18 protein-coding genes are annotated in these 14,427 nt (G+C 70.7%); 10 read left to right on the forward strand and 8 right to left on the reverse strand.

The genetic code is table 11. The features are described from left to right. Window positions 1–36: 36 nt before the first annotated feature. The 3 genes from LRS04_RS00735 to LRS04_RS00745 all read left to right on the forward strand — a co-directional run bounded on the left by LRS04_RS00735 (window position 37) and on the right by LRS04_RS00745 (window position 1,162). Entirely contained in the window at window positions 37–231 is a 195-nt protein-coding gene (locus tag LRS04_RS00735) for a hypothetical protein (protein WP_257814705.1), read from the forward strand. 3 nt (window positions 232–234) lie between these two features. Further along, window positions 235–489 carry a hypothetical protein gene (locus tag LRS04_RS00740; protein ID WP_257814706.1) on the forward strand — a complete coding sequence of 85 codons (255 nt, stop codon included), beginning with the start codon at window positions 235–237 and terminating at the stop codon, window positions 487–489. 151 nt (window positions 490–640) lie between these two features. Next, complete coding sequence (locus tag LRS04_RS00745; protein ID WP_257814707.1) at window positions 641–1,162, forward strand: RidA family protein; 522 nt, start codon at window positions 641–643, stop codon at window positions 1,160–1,162. Here LRS04_RS00745 and LRS04_RS00750 read toward each other — a convergent pair. Next, window positions 1,144–1,893: a DJ-1/PfpI family protein gene (locus tag LRS04_RS00750; protein ID WP_257814708.1), complete on the reverse strand. Its 750-nt coding sequence runs from the start codon at window positions 1,891–1,893 to the stop codon at window positions 1,144–1,146. The genes LRS04_RS00745 and LRS04_RS00750 overlap by 19 nt on opposite strands. Before the next feature lie 82 nt (window positions 1,894–1,975). Between LRS04_RS00750 and LRS04_RS00755 the strand changes: the two genes are divergently transcribed. Further along, complete coding sequence (locus LRS04_RS00755) at window positions 1,976–2,917, forward strand: GlxA family transcriptional regulator (RefSeq protein WP_257814709.1); 942 nt, start codon at window positions 1,976–1,978, stop codon at window positions 2,915–2,917. On the opposite strand, the gene LRS04_RS00760 is transcribed toward LRS04_RS00755, so the two are convergent. Next, complete coding sequence (locus LRS04_RS00760) at window positions 2,832–3,461, reverse strand: DUF1003 domain-containing protein (protein WP_257814710.1); 630 nt, start codon at window positions 3,459–3,461, stop codon at window positions 2,832–2,834. The two genes, LRS04_RS00755 and LRS04_RS00760, sit on opposite strands and share 86 nt — an antisense overlap. A 182-nt stretch (window positions 3,462–3,643) precedes the next feature. On the opposite strand from LRS04_RS00760, the gene LRS04_RS00765 reads away from it, so the two are divergent. Together LRS04_RS00765 and LRS04_RS00770 are read left to right on the forward strand one after the other, a co-directional pair. Further along, a complete protein-coding gene (locus tag LRS04_RS00765) occupies window positions 3,644–5,347 on the forward strand; it encodes a PAS domain-containing sensor histidine kinase (RefSeq protein WP_257814711.1) in 1,704 nt (567 codons plus the stop codon). Then, a complete protein-coding gene (locus tag LRS04_RS00770) occupies window positions 5,248–5,577 on the forward strand; it encodes a response regulator (RefSeq protein WP_257814712.1) in 330 nt (109 codons plus the stop codon). The genes LRS04_RS00765 and LRS04_RS00770 overlap by 100 nt, the downstream gene beginning before the upstream one ends. A 25-nt stretch (window positions 5,578–5,602) precedes the next feature. Here the strand turns inward: LRS04_RS00770 and LRS04_RS00775 are convergent, their stop codons facing one another. Continuing rightward, window positions 5,603–6,625, reverse strand: coding sequence for a cell wall hydrolase (locus tag LRS04_RS00775; RefSeq protein WP_257814713.1), 1,023 nt, complete (start codon window positions 6,623–6,625; stop codon window positions 5,603–5,605). Window positions 6,626–6,964: 339 nt separating this feature from the next. Here LRS04_RS00775 and LRS04_RS00780 point away from each other — a divergent pair, with 339 nt between their 5' ends. Next, a complete protein-coding gene (locus LRS04_RS00780) occupies window positions 6,965–7,153 on the forward strand; it encodes a hypothetical protein (protein WP_257814714.1) in 189 nt (62 codons plus the stop codon). 61 nt (window positions 7,154–7,214) lie between these two features. Here the strand turns inward: LRS04_RS00780 and LRS04_RS00785 are convergent, their stop codons facing one another. Both LRS04_RS00785 and LRS04_RS00790 read right to left on the reverse strand, forming a co-directional pair. Continuing rightward, on the reverse strand, window positions 7,215–8,183 hold the full coding sequence (locus LRS04_RS00785; protein ID WP_257814715.1) for a hypothetical protein: 969 nt from the start codon (window positions 8,181–8,183) through the stop codon (window positions 7,215–7,217). Then, window positions 8,183–8,524, reverse strand: coding sequence for a PadR family transcriptional regulator (locus tag LRS04_RS00790; RefSeq protein WP_257814716.1), 342 nt, complete (start codon window positions 8,522–8,524; stop codon window positions 8,183–8,185). Before LRS04_RS00790 ends, LRS04_RS00785 begins: the two co-directional genes overlap by 1 nt. A gap of 112 nt (window positions 8,525–8,636) precedes the next feature. Between LRS04_RS00790 and LRS04_RS00795 the strand changes: the two genes are divergently transcribed. Together LRS04_RS00795 and LRS04_RS00800 are read left to right on the forward strand one after the other, a co-directional pair. Next, window positions 8,637–9,539 (forward strand): alpha/beta fold hydrolase, encoded by a 903-nt coding sequence (locus LRS04_RS00795; RefSeq protein ID WP_257814717.1) that lies wholly within the window; start codon window positions 8,637–8,639, stop codon window positions 9,537–9,539. Between the two features lie 71 nt (window positions 9,540–9,610). Then, a complete protein-coding gene (locus tag LRS04_RS00800) occupies window positions 9,611–10,165 on the forward strand; it encodes a cytochrome b (protein WP_257814718.1) in 555 nt (184 codons plus the stop codon). Between the two features lie 3 nt (window positions 10,166–10,168). On the opposite strand, the gene LRS04_RS00805 is transcribed toward LRS04_RS00800, so the two are convergent. Then, window positions 10,169–10,561 (reverse strand): hypothetical protein, encoded by a 393-nt coding sequence (locus LRS04_RS00805; RefSeq protein ID WP_257814719.1) that lies wholly within the window; start codon window positions 10,559–10,561, stop codon window positions 10,169–10,171. Between the two features lie 120 nt (window positions 10,562–10,681). On the opposite strand from LRS04_RS00805, the gene uvrB reads away from it, so the two are divergent. After that, entirely contained in the window at window positions 10,682–12,940 is a 2,259-nt protein-coding gene (uvrB, locus tag LRS04_RS00810) for an excinuclease ABC subunit UvrB (protein ID WP_374572525.1), read from the forward strand. 9 nt (window positions 12,941–12,949) lie between these two features. Here the strand turns inward: uvrB and LRS04_RS00815 are convergent, their stop codons facing one another. Both LRS04_RS00815 and LRS04_RS00820 read right to left on the reverse strand, forming a co-directional pair. Beyond that, the gene (locus tag LRS04_RS00815; protein WP_257814721.1) at window positions 12,950–13,705 is read right to left on the reverse strand and encodes a hypothetical protein; all 756 of its coding nucleotides are present in this window, start codon (window positions 13,703–13,705) and stop codon (window positions 12,950–12,952) included. Continuing rightward, complete coding sequence (locus LRS04_RS00820; protein WP_257814722.1) at window positions 13,702–14,400, reverse strand: hypothetical protein; 699 nt, start codon at window positions 14,398–14,400, stop codon at window positions 13,702–13,704. Before LRS04_RS00820 ends, LRS04_RS00815 begins: the two co-directional genes overlap by 4 nt. Between the last annotated feature and the right edge of the window lie 27 nt (window positions 14,401–14,427).

The raw sequence follows: 14,427 nt of genomic DNA on the forward strand, positions 1-14,427 counted from the left end.
GCCGGGTTCACCTTCCCTACGGAGAAGGAGACCCAGATGGCCTCAGGTCAGCCCCCCATCCCGCCGGAACAGCGTCCCGGCCATGACGACGGCATCGGCCGCCGCGACTCCAAGACCGGCCTGCAGTCCAACGAGCCCGGCGACGGCGACGTGAACCTCGACGAGCAGGGCCGGTTCGGCAACCGCAAGCAGAACGTCGACGACGTCCAGCGCCGCGTCCAGGACCGCTGAGCCATGCCCGACAAGCACGATAACACCGAACGCTGGGGCGGCCCGGGCGCGAGCCACGAGGACCGCACCGAGACCCAGCCCGCCAAGCGTGACCCGCGAGCCCCGGGCGAACCCACCAACACGCCGTTCAGCGGCGTCTCCGGCGGCGGCGGCGAACGCGACCGCCACCACGCCCACGACGCGGAGGGCAAGCGCGACACCCAGCAGAGCTCGGAGGAACGCCGCAAGCACGACGGCGAGCAGCCGCGCCGGCACTGATTGGTTCAGAAGCGCAGGAGCCCGCCCAGGACTCACCACGCTTCGCGCAGCGGCCAGGGTTCGCCCTGGCCGTTCGTGTATTCAGCGCGCCGCACGGCAGGTTCGTCGCAGGGTGCATGCAAGCTCGACTGGATTGGCGTAGGCGGACCGCATGAAGCTCCGCCTTGCCGCGCTCTGCGCCGTCCTCGCCCTGCCCTGCGCCGCGCAGCCGGCGGCGCCCGCCTATCCGAAGGTGGCGCCCGCCCCCGGCGGCTCGGTGATCGTGCCGACCGCCGGCGCCGAGCGGGCGGTGACGGAATTCCACTATTCGCCCGCCCGCCGGGCCGGCGACTGGCTCTACATCTCCGGCGTCATCGCCGGCCCGGCCCCGGACGAGAAGCGCGACGCCGAGGCGTTCAAGGCCCAGACGCGCCGGGCCTTCGCCCACCTGAAGCGGACGCTGGAGGCCGGCGGCGCGGGTTTCGCCGACGTGGTGATGATCAACACCTTCCACGTCTGGAACGGCCCGGGCTTCACCGGAACGCGCGACGAGCAGTTCGCGGCCTTCAGCGCCGTGAAGGACGAGTTCATGAGCGAGCCCTACCCCGCCTGGACGGCGGTCGGGACCAGCGGCCTGCTCACCGACAACGGCGTGGTCGAGATCCAGATGATCGCCTACGCGCCGAGGAAGTAGCCGGGTCGCCCCCTCCCGCCACTTCGTGGGGGAGGTAGAATTAAGCCGTCTGGCGCAGGCGGGCCGCGGCCTGCTCGGCGGCGGCCATCCGGCCCTTGGCGAAGGGGGCCGAGGCGCTCGAGCACGCTGTCGAGCACCGCCTCCGGCGCGATCTCCGGCCGGCCGCTCTGGAACGGCGGCTCGGGCGCATACTCGAGACCGAGCTGCAGCGCCTGGGCGAACTCCTGGCCGGCGATCTCGGCGACGATGGTGAAGGCGAGGTCGATGCCGGCGGTGACGCCGCCGCCGGTGAAGACATTGCCGCAGCGGACCACGCGGCCTTCGTCCACGGTCACGCCGAACGGATGCAGCAGTTCGCGCCACGCCCAGTGGGTCGCCGCCCGGCGGCCCTGCAGCAGGCCGGCGGCGGCCAGCAGCAGCGAGCCGGTGCAGACCGAGGTGACGTATTTCGCGCCCGACGCCAGGCGGCGGATCTCGGCGACGAAGGCCTCGTCGAGCATGGCGTCGGTCGTGCCGAAGCCGCCCGGCACGCAGATCAGGTCGCAGCGCCCGACCTGGGTCAGGTCCTCCAGCCGGGTGAACACCAGGCCCTCGGCCTCGATGTCCTGCCCGCCCATGGAGGCGACATGCACCTGCGCGCCCGGCAGGCGGCTCAGCACCTGATGCGGGCCGGTGAAGTCGAGATGGGTGACGCCCGGATAGAGCGGGAAGACGACGTGGAAGGCGGCCATGTATGTCTCTCCTTGCGGTTTCCAACATATACTGCCAAGCTTACGGCCTGGCCTGAACGACAATGATCCCTCTGATCCTGCCATGACCAAGCGTATCGCCGTGGTGATCTTCCCGGGCTTCCAGCTGCTCGACGCCGCCGGCCCGATCTCGACCTTCGAAATCGCGGAGCGATTCCGCCCCGGGGCTTACGAGCTGTGGGTGGTGGCGCCGGGCGGCGGCGAGGTCGAGAGTTCGTCGGGCGTCGCGCTCGCCGCCGATCCGCTGGACGACAGCCCGTTCGACACGGTGATGGTGGTCGGCGGCGACGGCACCCGGTCGCTGCCGGAGCTGGGGCGCATCATCAGCTGGCTGAAGGCGATCGCGCCGGAGGTGCGGCGGGTGACCAGCGTCTGCTCCGGCGCCTATGTCCTCGCCGAGGCGGGCCTGCTCGACGGCCGCCGCTGCACCACCCACTGGGGGCGCTCGGACGACTTCGTGCGCCGGTATCCGAAGGCCCGGCTGGATGCGGATCGGATTTACGTCCGGGACGGGGACGTGTGGACCTCCGCAGGCATCACCGCCGGCATCGACCTGACCCTGGCCCTGATCGAGGACGACCTCGGCCCCACCGTCGCCAAGCGCACCGCGCAGCAGCTTGTCGTACACCAGCGCCGGCCCGGCGGGCAGTCGCAGTTCTCGGCCCTGCTGGACGCCGGCGGGGTGAACGGCCGCTTCGCCGAACTGATGGACTGGATCCGCGAGCGCCTGGACGAGCCCCTGCCGGTGGAGCGGCTGGCCGAGCAGGCGGCGATGAGCCCTCGCAACTTCGCCCGCGCCTTCCGGGCCGAAACCGGAGCGACGCCCGCCAAGGCGGTCGAGCGCCTGCGCCTGGAGGCGGCCCGGGCCCGGGTCGAGGGCGGGCGCGAGCCGATCGAACGCGTCGCCGAGGCCGCCGGCTTCAGCGATCCGGAGCGGATGCGCCGCGCTTTCCTGCGCGCTTACGGCCAGCCGCCGCAGGCGCTCCGCCGGGCGGCGCGGGCCTGAAGGCCTCGCTGATCTCGGCCCGCAGGATCCTGAGCGTCTCGTTCTGGCGCTTGATCATCTGCAGGATCTCGCGCTGGCGCAGCCGGTCGATCTTGTCGTGGAGGTGCATGATCTCGAGCTCGGCGCGGAGGTTGACCAGATAGTCGTGCTCGGCGGCCTCGCGGTCGCGGGCGGCGGCGCGGTTCTGGCTCATCATGATGATCGGGGCCTGGACGGCCGCCAGCGTCGAGAGCAGCAGGTTCAGGAAGATGAAGGGATAGGGGTCGAAGTCGAGGCCGAACCCCTTGGTCGCCACGTTCCAGCCCATCCAGAGCAGGAGGGCGGTCGCGAAACCGATGATGAAGGCCCACGACCCGCCGACCTCGGCCACCTTGTCCGCAACCCGCTCACTGGGCCTGCGATCGTCGAGGAGCAGCCGCTGGTCGACCCCCGTGGGAGCCTCGGTGGCGATGAGGTCGATGACGCTGCGCTGGATGTCGCTCAGCGTCTCATAGGACGCGCCCAGGAGATCCTGGGACAGTTGCTGCCGCTTATCGCTCGCCATACGCCACCTCCCGATCTACGACGGCCATGAACCGGGGCCGGACACGCCGTTGACGGAACCTTTCGGCAGAGCTGCACATTACATAGAGTCGCTGGGACTGCGGGGAAGCCCATTGATCAATTGGTTGCGCCTTTTCAGGGCGGACGGGGCGGCGCCGGCGCATGGCCGCGGATAGCGGCGCCGTGAGCGTCCCACCCATCACGGAAGACCAGCGATTCAGGCTGCTCGTGGAGTCGATCGTCGACTACGCGATCTTCATGCTCGACGTGAACGGGACGGTGAGCAACTGGAACCCCGGCGCGTCCCGCATCAAGGGCTACACCGCCCAGGAGATCGTCGGACGCCACTTCTCCACCTTCTACACGCCCGAGGACCGGGAAGCCGGGCTCCCCGCGCGGGCCCTGACGACGGCGCTCCGGGAGGGACGCTTCGAGGACGAGGGCTGGCGGATCCGCAAGGACGGCACCCGGTTCTGGGCCACCGTGGTCATCGACCCCGTGCGCGACGACGACGGCCGCCACATCGGCTTCGCCAAGATCACCCGCGACGTGTCCGAGAAGCGGGTCGCCGAGGAGGCGCTGGCGCGCAGCGAGCGGCAGTTCCGTCTGCTGGTCAGCGGCGTCGTCGACTACGCCCTCTACATGCTGGACCCCAACGGCATCGTGACCAACTGGAACGCCGGGGCCGAGCACATCAAGGGCTATGCGGCGTCCGAGATCGTCGGCCAGCATTTTTCCCGTTTCTACACCGACCCCGACCGGGCCGCGGGCATACCGACCCACGCGCTGGAGACGGCGCGGTCACGGGGCCGCTACGAGGCCGAGGGCTGGCGGGTGCGCAAGGACGGCAGCCTCTTCTGGGCGAGCGTGGTCATCGATGCGATCCGCGACGACGGCGGAATCCTCGTCGGCTTCGCCAAGATCACCCGGGACATCACCGAGCGGCGCAACGCCCAGCTGGAGCTGCAGCGCGCGCACGAGCGGCTCGCCCAGGCCCAGAAGATGGAGGCCATGGGCCAGCTCACCGGGGGCGTGGCCCACGACTTCAACAACCTCCTGATGGTGGTGAGCGGCCAGGCGCAGCTCCTGCGCAAGCGCGTGGCGGAGGATGCGCGCGCGCTCCGGGCGCTGGACGCCATCGAGGCCGCCTCGCGGCGCGGCCAGGATCTCACCCGGCACCTGCTCTCCTTCGCCCGGCGCCAACGGCTGCAACCCATGCCGATCTCGCTCGCCGACCGGCTGGAGGGCCTGAGGGAGCTGCTCGGCACCAGCCTTGGCTCCAACGTCGCCCTGCAGCTTGCCCTGCCGGATGAGGTCTGGCCGATCGAGGCGGACCCGAGCGAGCTCGAGCTCGCGCTGCTGAACCTGGCGGTGAACGCACGCGACGCCATGCCGGCCGGCGGCACGCTGTCGGTCAGCGCCCGCAACTGCACGCTGAAGGCCGGCGACATCGATCCGGACCTGGAGGGCGACTTCGTGGCCCTGAGCGTGCGCGACACCGGCGTCGGCATCCCGCCCGACATCCTGGCGCGGGTGTTCGAACCGTTCTTCACGACCAAGGACGTGGACAAGGGCACGGGCCTCGGCCTCTCGCAGGTCTACGGTTTCGTTCAGCAGTCCGGCGGCCGGGTGACCGTGGAGAGCCAGCTCGGCGAAGGCGCCACCATTACGCTCTATCTGCCGCGCAGCACGGGCGCGCCGCGGAACACTTTGGACGAGGCGCCGGCCGAGGCCCCCGGGGCGCGGAAATCCTGGTGGTCGAGGACAATCCGGAGGTCGCCGAGGTGGTGGCGGGCCTGCTCGAGCAGCTCGGCAACCGCACGCGCGTGGTCAACAGCGCCGAGGCGGCGCTGGACGCGCTCGCCGCCGGCGACGAGCCGGACCTAGTGTTCAGCGACATCGTGATGGCCGGCGACCTGGACGGACTGGCGCTCGCCAGACGCCTGCGGGCCGAGCGCCCGAACCTGCCGATCCTGCTGGCGACCGGCTACAGCCAGGCCGCCGAGGCGATGGGCGAGGAGTTCCCGATCCTCGCCAAGCCCTATCAGCTTCCGGAACTCAGCCGTGCGGTCGGCGCCGCGCTGGGCGGGCGGCGCAAGGCCGCCGAGACCGCCTGACGCGGTCTCGGCGGCCTGACGCGCTCTAGGACGCGGTCGTCGCCGAGGCGTCGGCGGCGACGGGCGCCACGTCGGCGGCCTTGCTCACCTGGGTGGGCTGGGCGGCGGGCTTGGCCTCCGGCTGCGGAGCCTCGGGCGCGGTGGCCTGGCCAGCGTCCGCGGCGGTCTCCACCACGGCGTTGGCCAGGCGAAGTTCGTCGGCAGCCGGGCCGTTGTGGGCGGCCAGCATGACGTGGTCGGCGATCGCCGGGGCGGTCTGAACCGGCCGCATGCCGCGCGGGTGGAACTTGTAGAAAACGTGCATGCCCACCTGGGCCACGCGGCGCATCTGCGGGCCCCAGTAGGGCGAGACGGCCGTCGTGTGGAAGTGGGTCGCCGAGCCGACCTCGCCCAGCAGGCGGCCGGACAGGGCGCGCGCGGCGACCTTGCGCGACCGCTCCCAGGCGCTCGCCTCGCGGCGGCCGCGCATGGAGCCGTCGCAGGCGAAGCTGAACTGGCAGCCGGTGCGGCGGTTGGAGCCCTGGAACACCACGCCGCAGACAGTCTTCGGGAAGGCCGGATGCTTCACGCGGTTGAGCACGACCTGGGCGACGGCGGCCTGGCCGCGCGAGGTCTCGCCGCGGGCCTCGAAGTAGACCGCCTGGGTCAGGCACTCGAGCTCGCGCATGGCCTCCTGGCCGGAGCGCGGGCGGGCGCCCGCGGCGGTCAGCTTGGCCTGCAGCGCGAGGCTGTCGGCGTACTTGGCGTCGAGGCCCTGGGCCAGCATTTCGACCTGGCGGTCGGGGCCGGGCGCGGCCAGCGGATCATGGTTACGGGCCACGGCGATCACCCCGGCGTCCATCCCGGCCGCGTTGCGATGCAACACGGACTCGGAGAAGGCCCCGGCGGTGGCCATGGCGATGCGTTCGGCGCGCGCATGGTCGGCGGCGGCGTCAGCCATGCCCCCGGCCATGTACCCGGCGCCCAGCGCCAGGCCCACGCCCGAACCGATCAATGCGGCGCTCATCAGCACGCGCCATTCGGCGCGGGCCTGCGTTCCAATACTCAAGAGGATCGTGTCCTGAACGACGAGGGCGACATGCCCCCGAACAATTGTCGCCGCGGTCGCCCCTGCTCTTGCTGGAAGCGCTCCGCCGGCTGGCCTGCCCCGGGTCACGTCTGGGGGGCAAGCGACGGCAAATGGTGAAGGGTTTATGAAGGCGGAAGCGGCGCTTGGCAAGCCCATACCGCAATGCAGCATCAGATTTAAGGCTGAGCCTGGTTAATTCCCTTTATGGACCATTCAGCCTGAACCGCCGCAAGACCCGCGCCAACTGCACGGGCGCAGGAACCTCAGCCACACAGCTTTCGTTTGCTCGCGGACATCTCAAAACTGGAGAACAACGCCATGCGCAAGACGTTCAGCCTGCTCGCCGCCGCCGGCCTTCTGGTCACCCTCGCGGCCTGTGGTCACACGACCGAACAGAAGGCCGCCACGGGCGCGATCGCCGGCGCGGTGGTCGGCGGTCCGGTGGGCGCGGCGGCCGGCGGCGCGGCCGGCACGGTGGTCGGCAAGGCCACCGACGGCAAGAACTGACCCAATCCGGGAATGGGACGGCCGCGCGGGCGTCGGGCTCGCGCGGCCGCCTTAAGGATAGCTAGGCCGCGGCGGGCGTCCCGGCCCCGTCGGGGCGACTCAGCGCCCGCACCAGCCGCCAGGCCGAGTGCGCCGCCATGAGCGCCATCACCACGCTGGCGGCCGCCAGGCCGATCCCGAAGCCGCGGTTGAGCGTCGCCTCGGTGACCGAGTGCTGGGTCGGGTCGGAGAACACGATCCACGGGCCCGTCTGGGCGATGCCGTAGAGCAGGCCGGCGCCGGCGGCGTTGCGGACCAGCCGGAGCGCCGCGTTCGCCCTGACCCACGCCGGACGCAGCAGCGCCAGGAGGTTGGCGCCCAGTTCGAAGAGCAGATAGGCCAGCACCGGCATCCGCCAGGCGTCCCAGGTCGCGGCCATCCCCAGCGTCATCTGCAGCTCGCCCGGGGCGAAGTCGCGGAACCGGATCGCGCCGACCCACCAGAGGATGAAGACCACCCCGAGACCGACCTCGACCACCGTGTCGAACCGCGAGCGGGGCCTGGCCTTCACCGGCGGAAGCTCGGACGGCCGCCAGCGGGCGAAGCGGCCCATGCCGCCCGAATGCTCGACGGCCACGGCGATGAGGGTGGCGATGGCGAAGATGATCAGGAAGCCTTCCCACAGGTCGGGAATGGCGCCGGCGATGAGGCCCGACAGGTCGTCGCGGACCAGGAACCGGATGAGCGCCAGCACGAAATAGACGCCTGCGCCGATGACCAGCGCGGCCCTGAGCCCCGCCCACCAGAACGGGAAGACCTCCGGCCCCACGAGGTGCTGGATCTTCCGGTAGCGGCCGGCGACCACCAGCGGGTGGCCGTAGTCGATCAGCAGGGCCTCCAGCTCCCGACGCTCCAGGGGCCGGCGGAGCTCGGCCTCCCGCTCCTCCACCTTGGACAGCAGCTCATCCCGGAGCTCGGCGACGATGTCGGCGCGCTGGGCTTCGGGAAGGTCCCGGCCGACGGCGGCCAGGTAACGCTCCATGAGGTTCATCACGCGTCTCCCGTCAGGATGCTGTCGACGGCGGCGTTCAGCCCCCGCCATTCCGCGACCAGGCGGTCCAGGACCGCCCGGCCTTCGCCGGAGAGGCGGTAGAAGCGCTTGTTGCGCTTCTCCTCCTCCCGCCATTCGCTGGTGAGCAGCCCCTGCGCCTCCAGGCGCCGGAGCATCGGATAGAGCGCGCCCTCGTCGATCTCGACGCCCGCCTCCCCCAGCGCCTTGCGCAGGGTGTAGCCGTAGTGCTCGCCGCGGAGCTGGCCCAGCACGGCCAGGATCAGGGACCCCCGGCGCAGCTCCAGGCGAAGGCTCTCGAAAAGGGCGTCTTCCGTGCTCATGCTGTGCGTCATATACTGTGCGACACACACTGTCTAGCGCATACTGTGCGGCACACACCACTTAGCGGCCGACCGGTTTCGCCTACACTGTAAGCAAACGAGGGAGGCTCCGATGATCCGCGCCATGATGGCGGTCCTGGCTGTGCTGGCGTTGGCCGGCGCGGCGCAGGCGAAACCGCAGGACCGCTACGCCCAGAACGGCGCGGTGAAGATCCACTATGTGGCCGACGGCAAGGGGCCGCTGGTCGTCCTGCTGCACGGCTTCCCCGACTATTCCGGCACCTGGAAGCCGCTGACGGCGGCGCTCAACACGGCCGGCTACCGCACCGCGGCGCTGGACCTGCGCGGCTACAACCTCTCGGACAAGCCGGAGGGCGTCGCCGCCTACGCCATGCCGAACCTGGTGGGCGACGTGGCCGCGGTGATCGGCGCGGAGCAGGCGAAGGACGCCATCGTTGTCGGCCACGACTGGGGCGCGGCGATCGCCTGGCAGGTGGCGATGAACCGGCCGGACCTGGTCCGCCGCCTGGTGATCATGAGCGTCCCGCACCCGGCCAACTTCCGGCGGGAGATGGCGACCAACGCCGACCAGCAGAGGAACAGCCAGTACGCCCGCAACTTCCAGCAGCCGGGCTTCGAGAAGAACCTCACCGCCGAAGGCCTGGCCGGCTGGCAGACCGACCCCGCCGAGAAGGCCCCCTACCTGGAAGCCCTGAAGCGGTCCGACTTCGGAGCCATGCTGAACTATTACCGGGCCAACTACCCGAGCGGCACGGGCGCCCAGGCCGCGGCCCCGGCGGGCGTCGCTACCGAGCAGAAGGTGAAGGCCCCGACGCTGGTCATCCACGGAGTGAAGGACACCGCCCTCAACGCCGCCGGCCACTCCGGCACCTGGGACCATGTGGAGGCCGACACCACCATCGTCATGTTCCCCCAGGCCGGCCACTTCGTGCAGTGGGACGCGAAGGACCAGGTCAACCGGACGGTCGTCGACTGGCTGAAGGCGCGGCCCTGAGGTGACATAGATCAACGCGGCCCGGCCGACGGCCGGCGAAGCTTCGGCTCCCATCCCCGGAGAGGCCGAGCATGAGCCTGACCAACACCCGCGCCGGGTACGGCTGGGCGGCGATCCTCCTGCACTGGATCTCGGCCGCCGGGGTCGTCGCCCTCTACCTCACCGGCGAGGCCATGGAGGAGGCTGCGGGCCGGCCGGCCCGGCTGGCGGCCATGGGCCAGCACGTCGGGCTGGGCGTGCTGCTCATCACCTTCCTGGCGGCGCGGATCCTGTGGAGCGCCTCGCAGGTCCGCCCCGCCCCGCTGGAGGCCAACCGGCTGATGCGGCGGCTCGCCGACCTGGTGCAGTTCCTGTTCCTGGCCATGATCGCCGTGCAGATCGTCAGCGGACCGCTGGTGGTCTGGTCCAACGCCCGGCCTCTGGACGTCTTCGGCTGGTTCGCCATCGCCAGCCCGTTCCCCGTCGCGGTCGAATGGCTGCATGAGGGCGCGGAGAGCGTACACAAGCTCACCGCAAATCTGTTCTGGCCGCTGCTCGGCCTGCATGTGCTGGGCGCGGTGAAGCACCTGGTGATCGACCGCGACGCCACCCTGCGGCGGATGCTGTGGGTGAAGCGGGCGGCCTGAGCCTCAGGGCGCGTAGCTGGAGCGGATCTTCACGCCCCAGTGGCCGTCCTGGTTGGAGATCACATAGATCGAGTCGAAGCCGCCGATGACGCTGCCGTCCTTGCGGTAGCGGGTGAAGCGAGTGTCGATGTGCACCTTGTCGGGCCCGGCATGGATCACCTCGCGCCGCTCCCAGGCCGAGTGGTCCCAGTCGGCGAGCGCGCCGGTGGTGAAGCGGTCGGGGGTCATGTCGCCGGCGTTGAGGATCACCAGGGCGTTGGAGGCGAACCGTACGCTCGGGAAGTTGAAGGTCGCCTCGAAGGCCGGGATGTCGCGGGCGTTGAACGCCGCCATGAAGTCGTCCAGCACCTGCTGGGCCGCGCGGATGGCTTCGGCGGTGGCGTGGTCGGTGGCCATGTCCCCTCCCCTTCTCCTCGTTACACAGCCGCGACCTTACCGCTGCTGCCAGACAGCTGTCAGCAGGGACGGCGTAGAGGGTGGAAACCGACCGCCCGAGGACCTACCTTGTAGCCCCTGATGGCCCGTACAATCGAAGCCCCTCCGGCAACCCCCGCGTCTGGCGGCGTCTCGGACATGTCCGCGGCGTTCGACTACGACGAAAACACCATGCCGCTGCTGTGGAAGCCCCACAGACCCGCGCGCCCGGAGAAGTCCGAGGGCGGGCGGCGGTTCAAGCTGGTCTCCGAGTACGAGCCGGCCGGCGACCAGCCGACGGCGATCCGGGACCTCGTCGCGGGCCTGGCGGGCACCGAGCACGACCAGGTCCTGCTGGGCGTCACGGGCTCGGGCAAGACCTTCACCATGGCCAAGGTGATCGAGCAGACCCAGCGGCCGGCGCTGATCCTGGCGCCCAACAAGACCCTGGCGGCCCAGCTCTACAGCGAGTTCAAGAGCTTCTTCCCCGAGAACGCGGTCGAGTTCTTCGTCTCCTACTACGACTACTACCAGCCCGAGGCCTACGTCCCGCGGACCGACACCTACATCGAGAAGGACTCGTCGATTAACGAGCAGATCGACCGGATGCGGCACTCCGCGACCCGGGCGATCCTGGAGCGCGACGACGTCATCGTCGTGGCCTCGGTGAGCTGCATCTACGGCATCGGCTCGGTCGAGACCTACACGGCCATGACCTTCAGCCTCGAGCCCGGCCAGCGGCTGGACGAGAAGAAGCTGATGGGGGACCTGGTCGCGCTGCAGTACAAGCGCAACGATCAGGCCTTCGAGCGCGGCAGCTTCCGCCGACGCGGCGACACCATCGAGATCTTCCCGGCCCACTACGAGGACCGGGCCTGGCGGATCAGCCTGTTCGGCGACGAGATCGAGGCGATCAGCGAGTTCGACCCGCTGACCGGCAAGAAGACCGCCGACCTGCAGGGCGTGAAGATCTACGCCAACAGCCACTATGTGACGCCCCGGCCGACGCTCCGGCAGGCGATCAACGAGATCAAGGTCGACCTCAAGGAGCGGCTCGACTGGCTGGTGGCCAACGGCAAGCTGCTGGAGGCCCAGCGGCTGGAGCAGCGGACCACCTTCGACATCGAGATGATCGAGGCCACGGGCTCCTGCGCCGGGATCGAGAACTACAGCCGCTACCTCACCGGCCGCCGGCCGGGCGAGCCGCCGCCGACGTTCTTCGAGTACATCCCCGAGAACGCCATCCTGTTCGTCGACGAGAGCCACCAGACCGTGCCGCAGATCGGCGGCATGTACCGGGGCGACTACCGCCGGAAGTTCACGCTCGCCGAGTACGGCTTCCGCCTGCCCTCGGCGATCGACAACCGGCCGCTGAAGTTCGAGGAGTGGGACGCCATGCGGCCCGACACGGTGCACGTGTCGGCGACGCCCGGCCCGTGGGAGATGGACCGCTCCGGCGGCGTCTTCACCGAGCAGGTGATCCGCCCCACCGGCCTGATCGACCCGCCGGTCGAGGTGCGGCCGGCGTCCAAGGACGGCTTCAGCCAGGTGGACGACGTCATCGACCAGGCGCGCCAGACCATTGCGCAGGGTTACCGCTGCCTGGTCACGGTGCTGACCAAGAAGATGGCCGAGGACCTGACGGAGTACATGCACGAGCAGGGCCTGCGGGTCCGCTACATGCACTCCGACGTGGAGACGCTGGAGCGGATCGAGATCATCCGCGACCTCCGGCTCGGCGCCTTCGACATCCTGGTGGGCATCAACCTGCTGCGCGAGGGCCTGGACATCCCGGAGACCGGCCTCGTCGCCATCCTCGACGCCGACAAGGAGGGCTTCCTGCGCTCCGAGACCTCGCTGATCCAGACGATCGGCCGGGCGGCGCGGAACGTGGACGGCCGGGTGATCCTCTACGCCGACAGCATCACCGGCTCCATGGAGCGCGCCATGGCCGAGACGCGGCGGCGGCGCGAGAAGCAGGAGGCCTACAACCTGGAGCACGGCATCACGCCGGCCAGCGTGAAGAGCCAGATCAAGGACATCCTGGCGAGCCCCTACGAGAAGGACCGGGTCACCGTGCCGGTGCCGATCGCCGAGGACGGCAAGCCGTTCATGGGCGACAACTTCAAGACCACCCTGCGCGACCTCGAGAACAAGATGCGCGAGGCGGCCGCCAACCTGGAGTTCGAGACCGCCGCCCGGCTGCGCGACGAGATCAAGCGGCTGAAGCTGCTCGACCTGGAGTTCGCCTCCGACGCCCTGGCCGGCGAGGGCCAGACCGGCGACCGGCAGGCGGTGAAGCAGGTCCGCGCCGAGGCCCGCGCCGAGGCCCAGGAGCGGTTCCGCAAGAAGCGGCGGTAGGGTCCTGCCCTACCCGCGCGTCCGCTGGCGGTAGGCCTCGGCCTGGATGGCGGCGATGGCCAGCGAGATGAAGGCCGCGAAGGGCGCGCCGATCAGCCGTCCCCAGGGGTCCGCCTGGCCGGCGAGGGCGGCGTAGATGAAGAACGGGCCGGTCGCGAGCACCGCATAGGCCAGGATCACCGCGAACACCCCGCGCCGCATCAGGCTGAAGGAGCGGCTGGGCCGCATGTCGCGGTCGCCGACCAGCAGGCCCACCGGCCACAGCATCAGGCGGATGGTGACCCAGGTCGTGACGATCATGGCGACCATCACCAGGAACATCTGGCTGGCCTGGGCCGGCGTCAGCACCGGCGGATTGGCGGGCGCGCCGTCGGGACCGACCGGCACGAAGCTCATGTAGAAGGCCAGCAGCAGGTTGCCGACCAGCGACAGGAGCAGGATCACCGCCACATAGCCGACCAGCCGGCCGTCCACCCGCCAGCGCGGCGCCTCCGGCTGCAGGATCAGGCGCGTGGCCATGCCCGAAACCGTCGCGCCGATCAGGCCGGTGACCAGGGCCAGGGCCAGGAAGGCCGGCGTCGAGGTCTTGATGTCCACGCCGAGGGTCGCCGCCCCCTGCTCGACGACCAGGGTGGCGACGGCGACGACCACGCCCAGGACGAGCATCGGGCGTGCGTTGGCCTGCATGGACCGCCAGGCGCCGGCGGCCAGGTGCAGGCCCTTCAGCGGCTCGGGCCCCGGCAGGTCTCGGCTCCGGTCGGTCATCGACTCCCTTCCCTCGAAAAGTCGCGCAAGGGAGCAAGGGCGAGGCCCCGCGTCAATGCGGGGCGTCGCTCAGGGCCGGGGCTCACGGGTTCCCGGCGACCAGGGTGAGCCTGTCCCGGGCCTGCGCCTCCCCCCGTCCCGTTGCGGGCGATCTGCCAGGCGAGGCTCAGCGTCAGCACCAGGATCGCGAGGCCCAGGACCACCGCCAGCCGCCGGGGCCGGGCGTGCCGCGCGCCGCGCCGCCCCGGTCCCGCCGCCCCCAGGAACAGCAGGACGGTCGCCGACGCCCCGGCCCCCGGATCGGCCGGCGAGACCAAGAGCTGGCGCAGGAACGGCCGGGCGGCCGGGGCCGAGGCGCGGACGTAGCGCAGGAAACGGGCGAGCCAGACGCGGGTCTCCGAGCGCAGCAGGCAGAGCTCGGCGGCGCGGTTGGCGACCTTGTCCTCGCTGAGCGCCGGGGCCGCCAGGCTGAGCGCCCGCAGCGCCCGGTAGCGCGGCCAGACCTCGGCGGCGCTGCGGGCCCGGAGCTGGGCGGCGCGGACCTCCAGCACCTGCACGAGCTGGCGCACGACCGGCCCGGTCCAGGCCGGCGGCTGGCCGGCCAGCTCGCAGGCGGCCAGGTAGCCCAGCAGATCCCCGAAATCGCCCGATTGCGCCGCCCGGCGTTCGGCGGCGTCCAGCGTGTGCCCCAACATGCTGCACCTCCCCAGATGCAGCTTCAC

The organism is Phenylobacterium sp. J367, from assembly GCF_024699985.1.
In the GTDB taxonomy this organism is placed as follows: Bacteria; Pseudomonadota; Alphaproteobacteria; order Caulobacterales; family Caulobacteraceae; genus Phenylobacterium.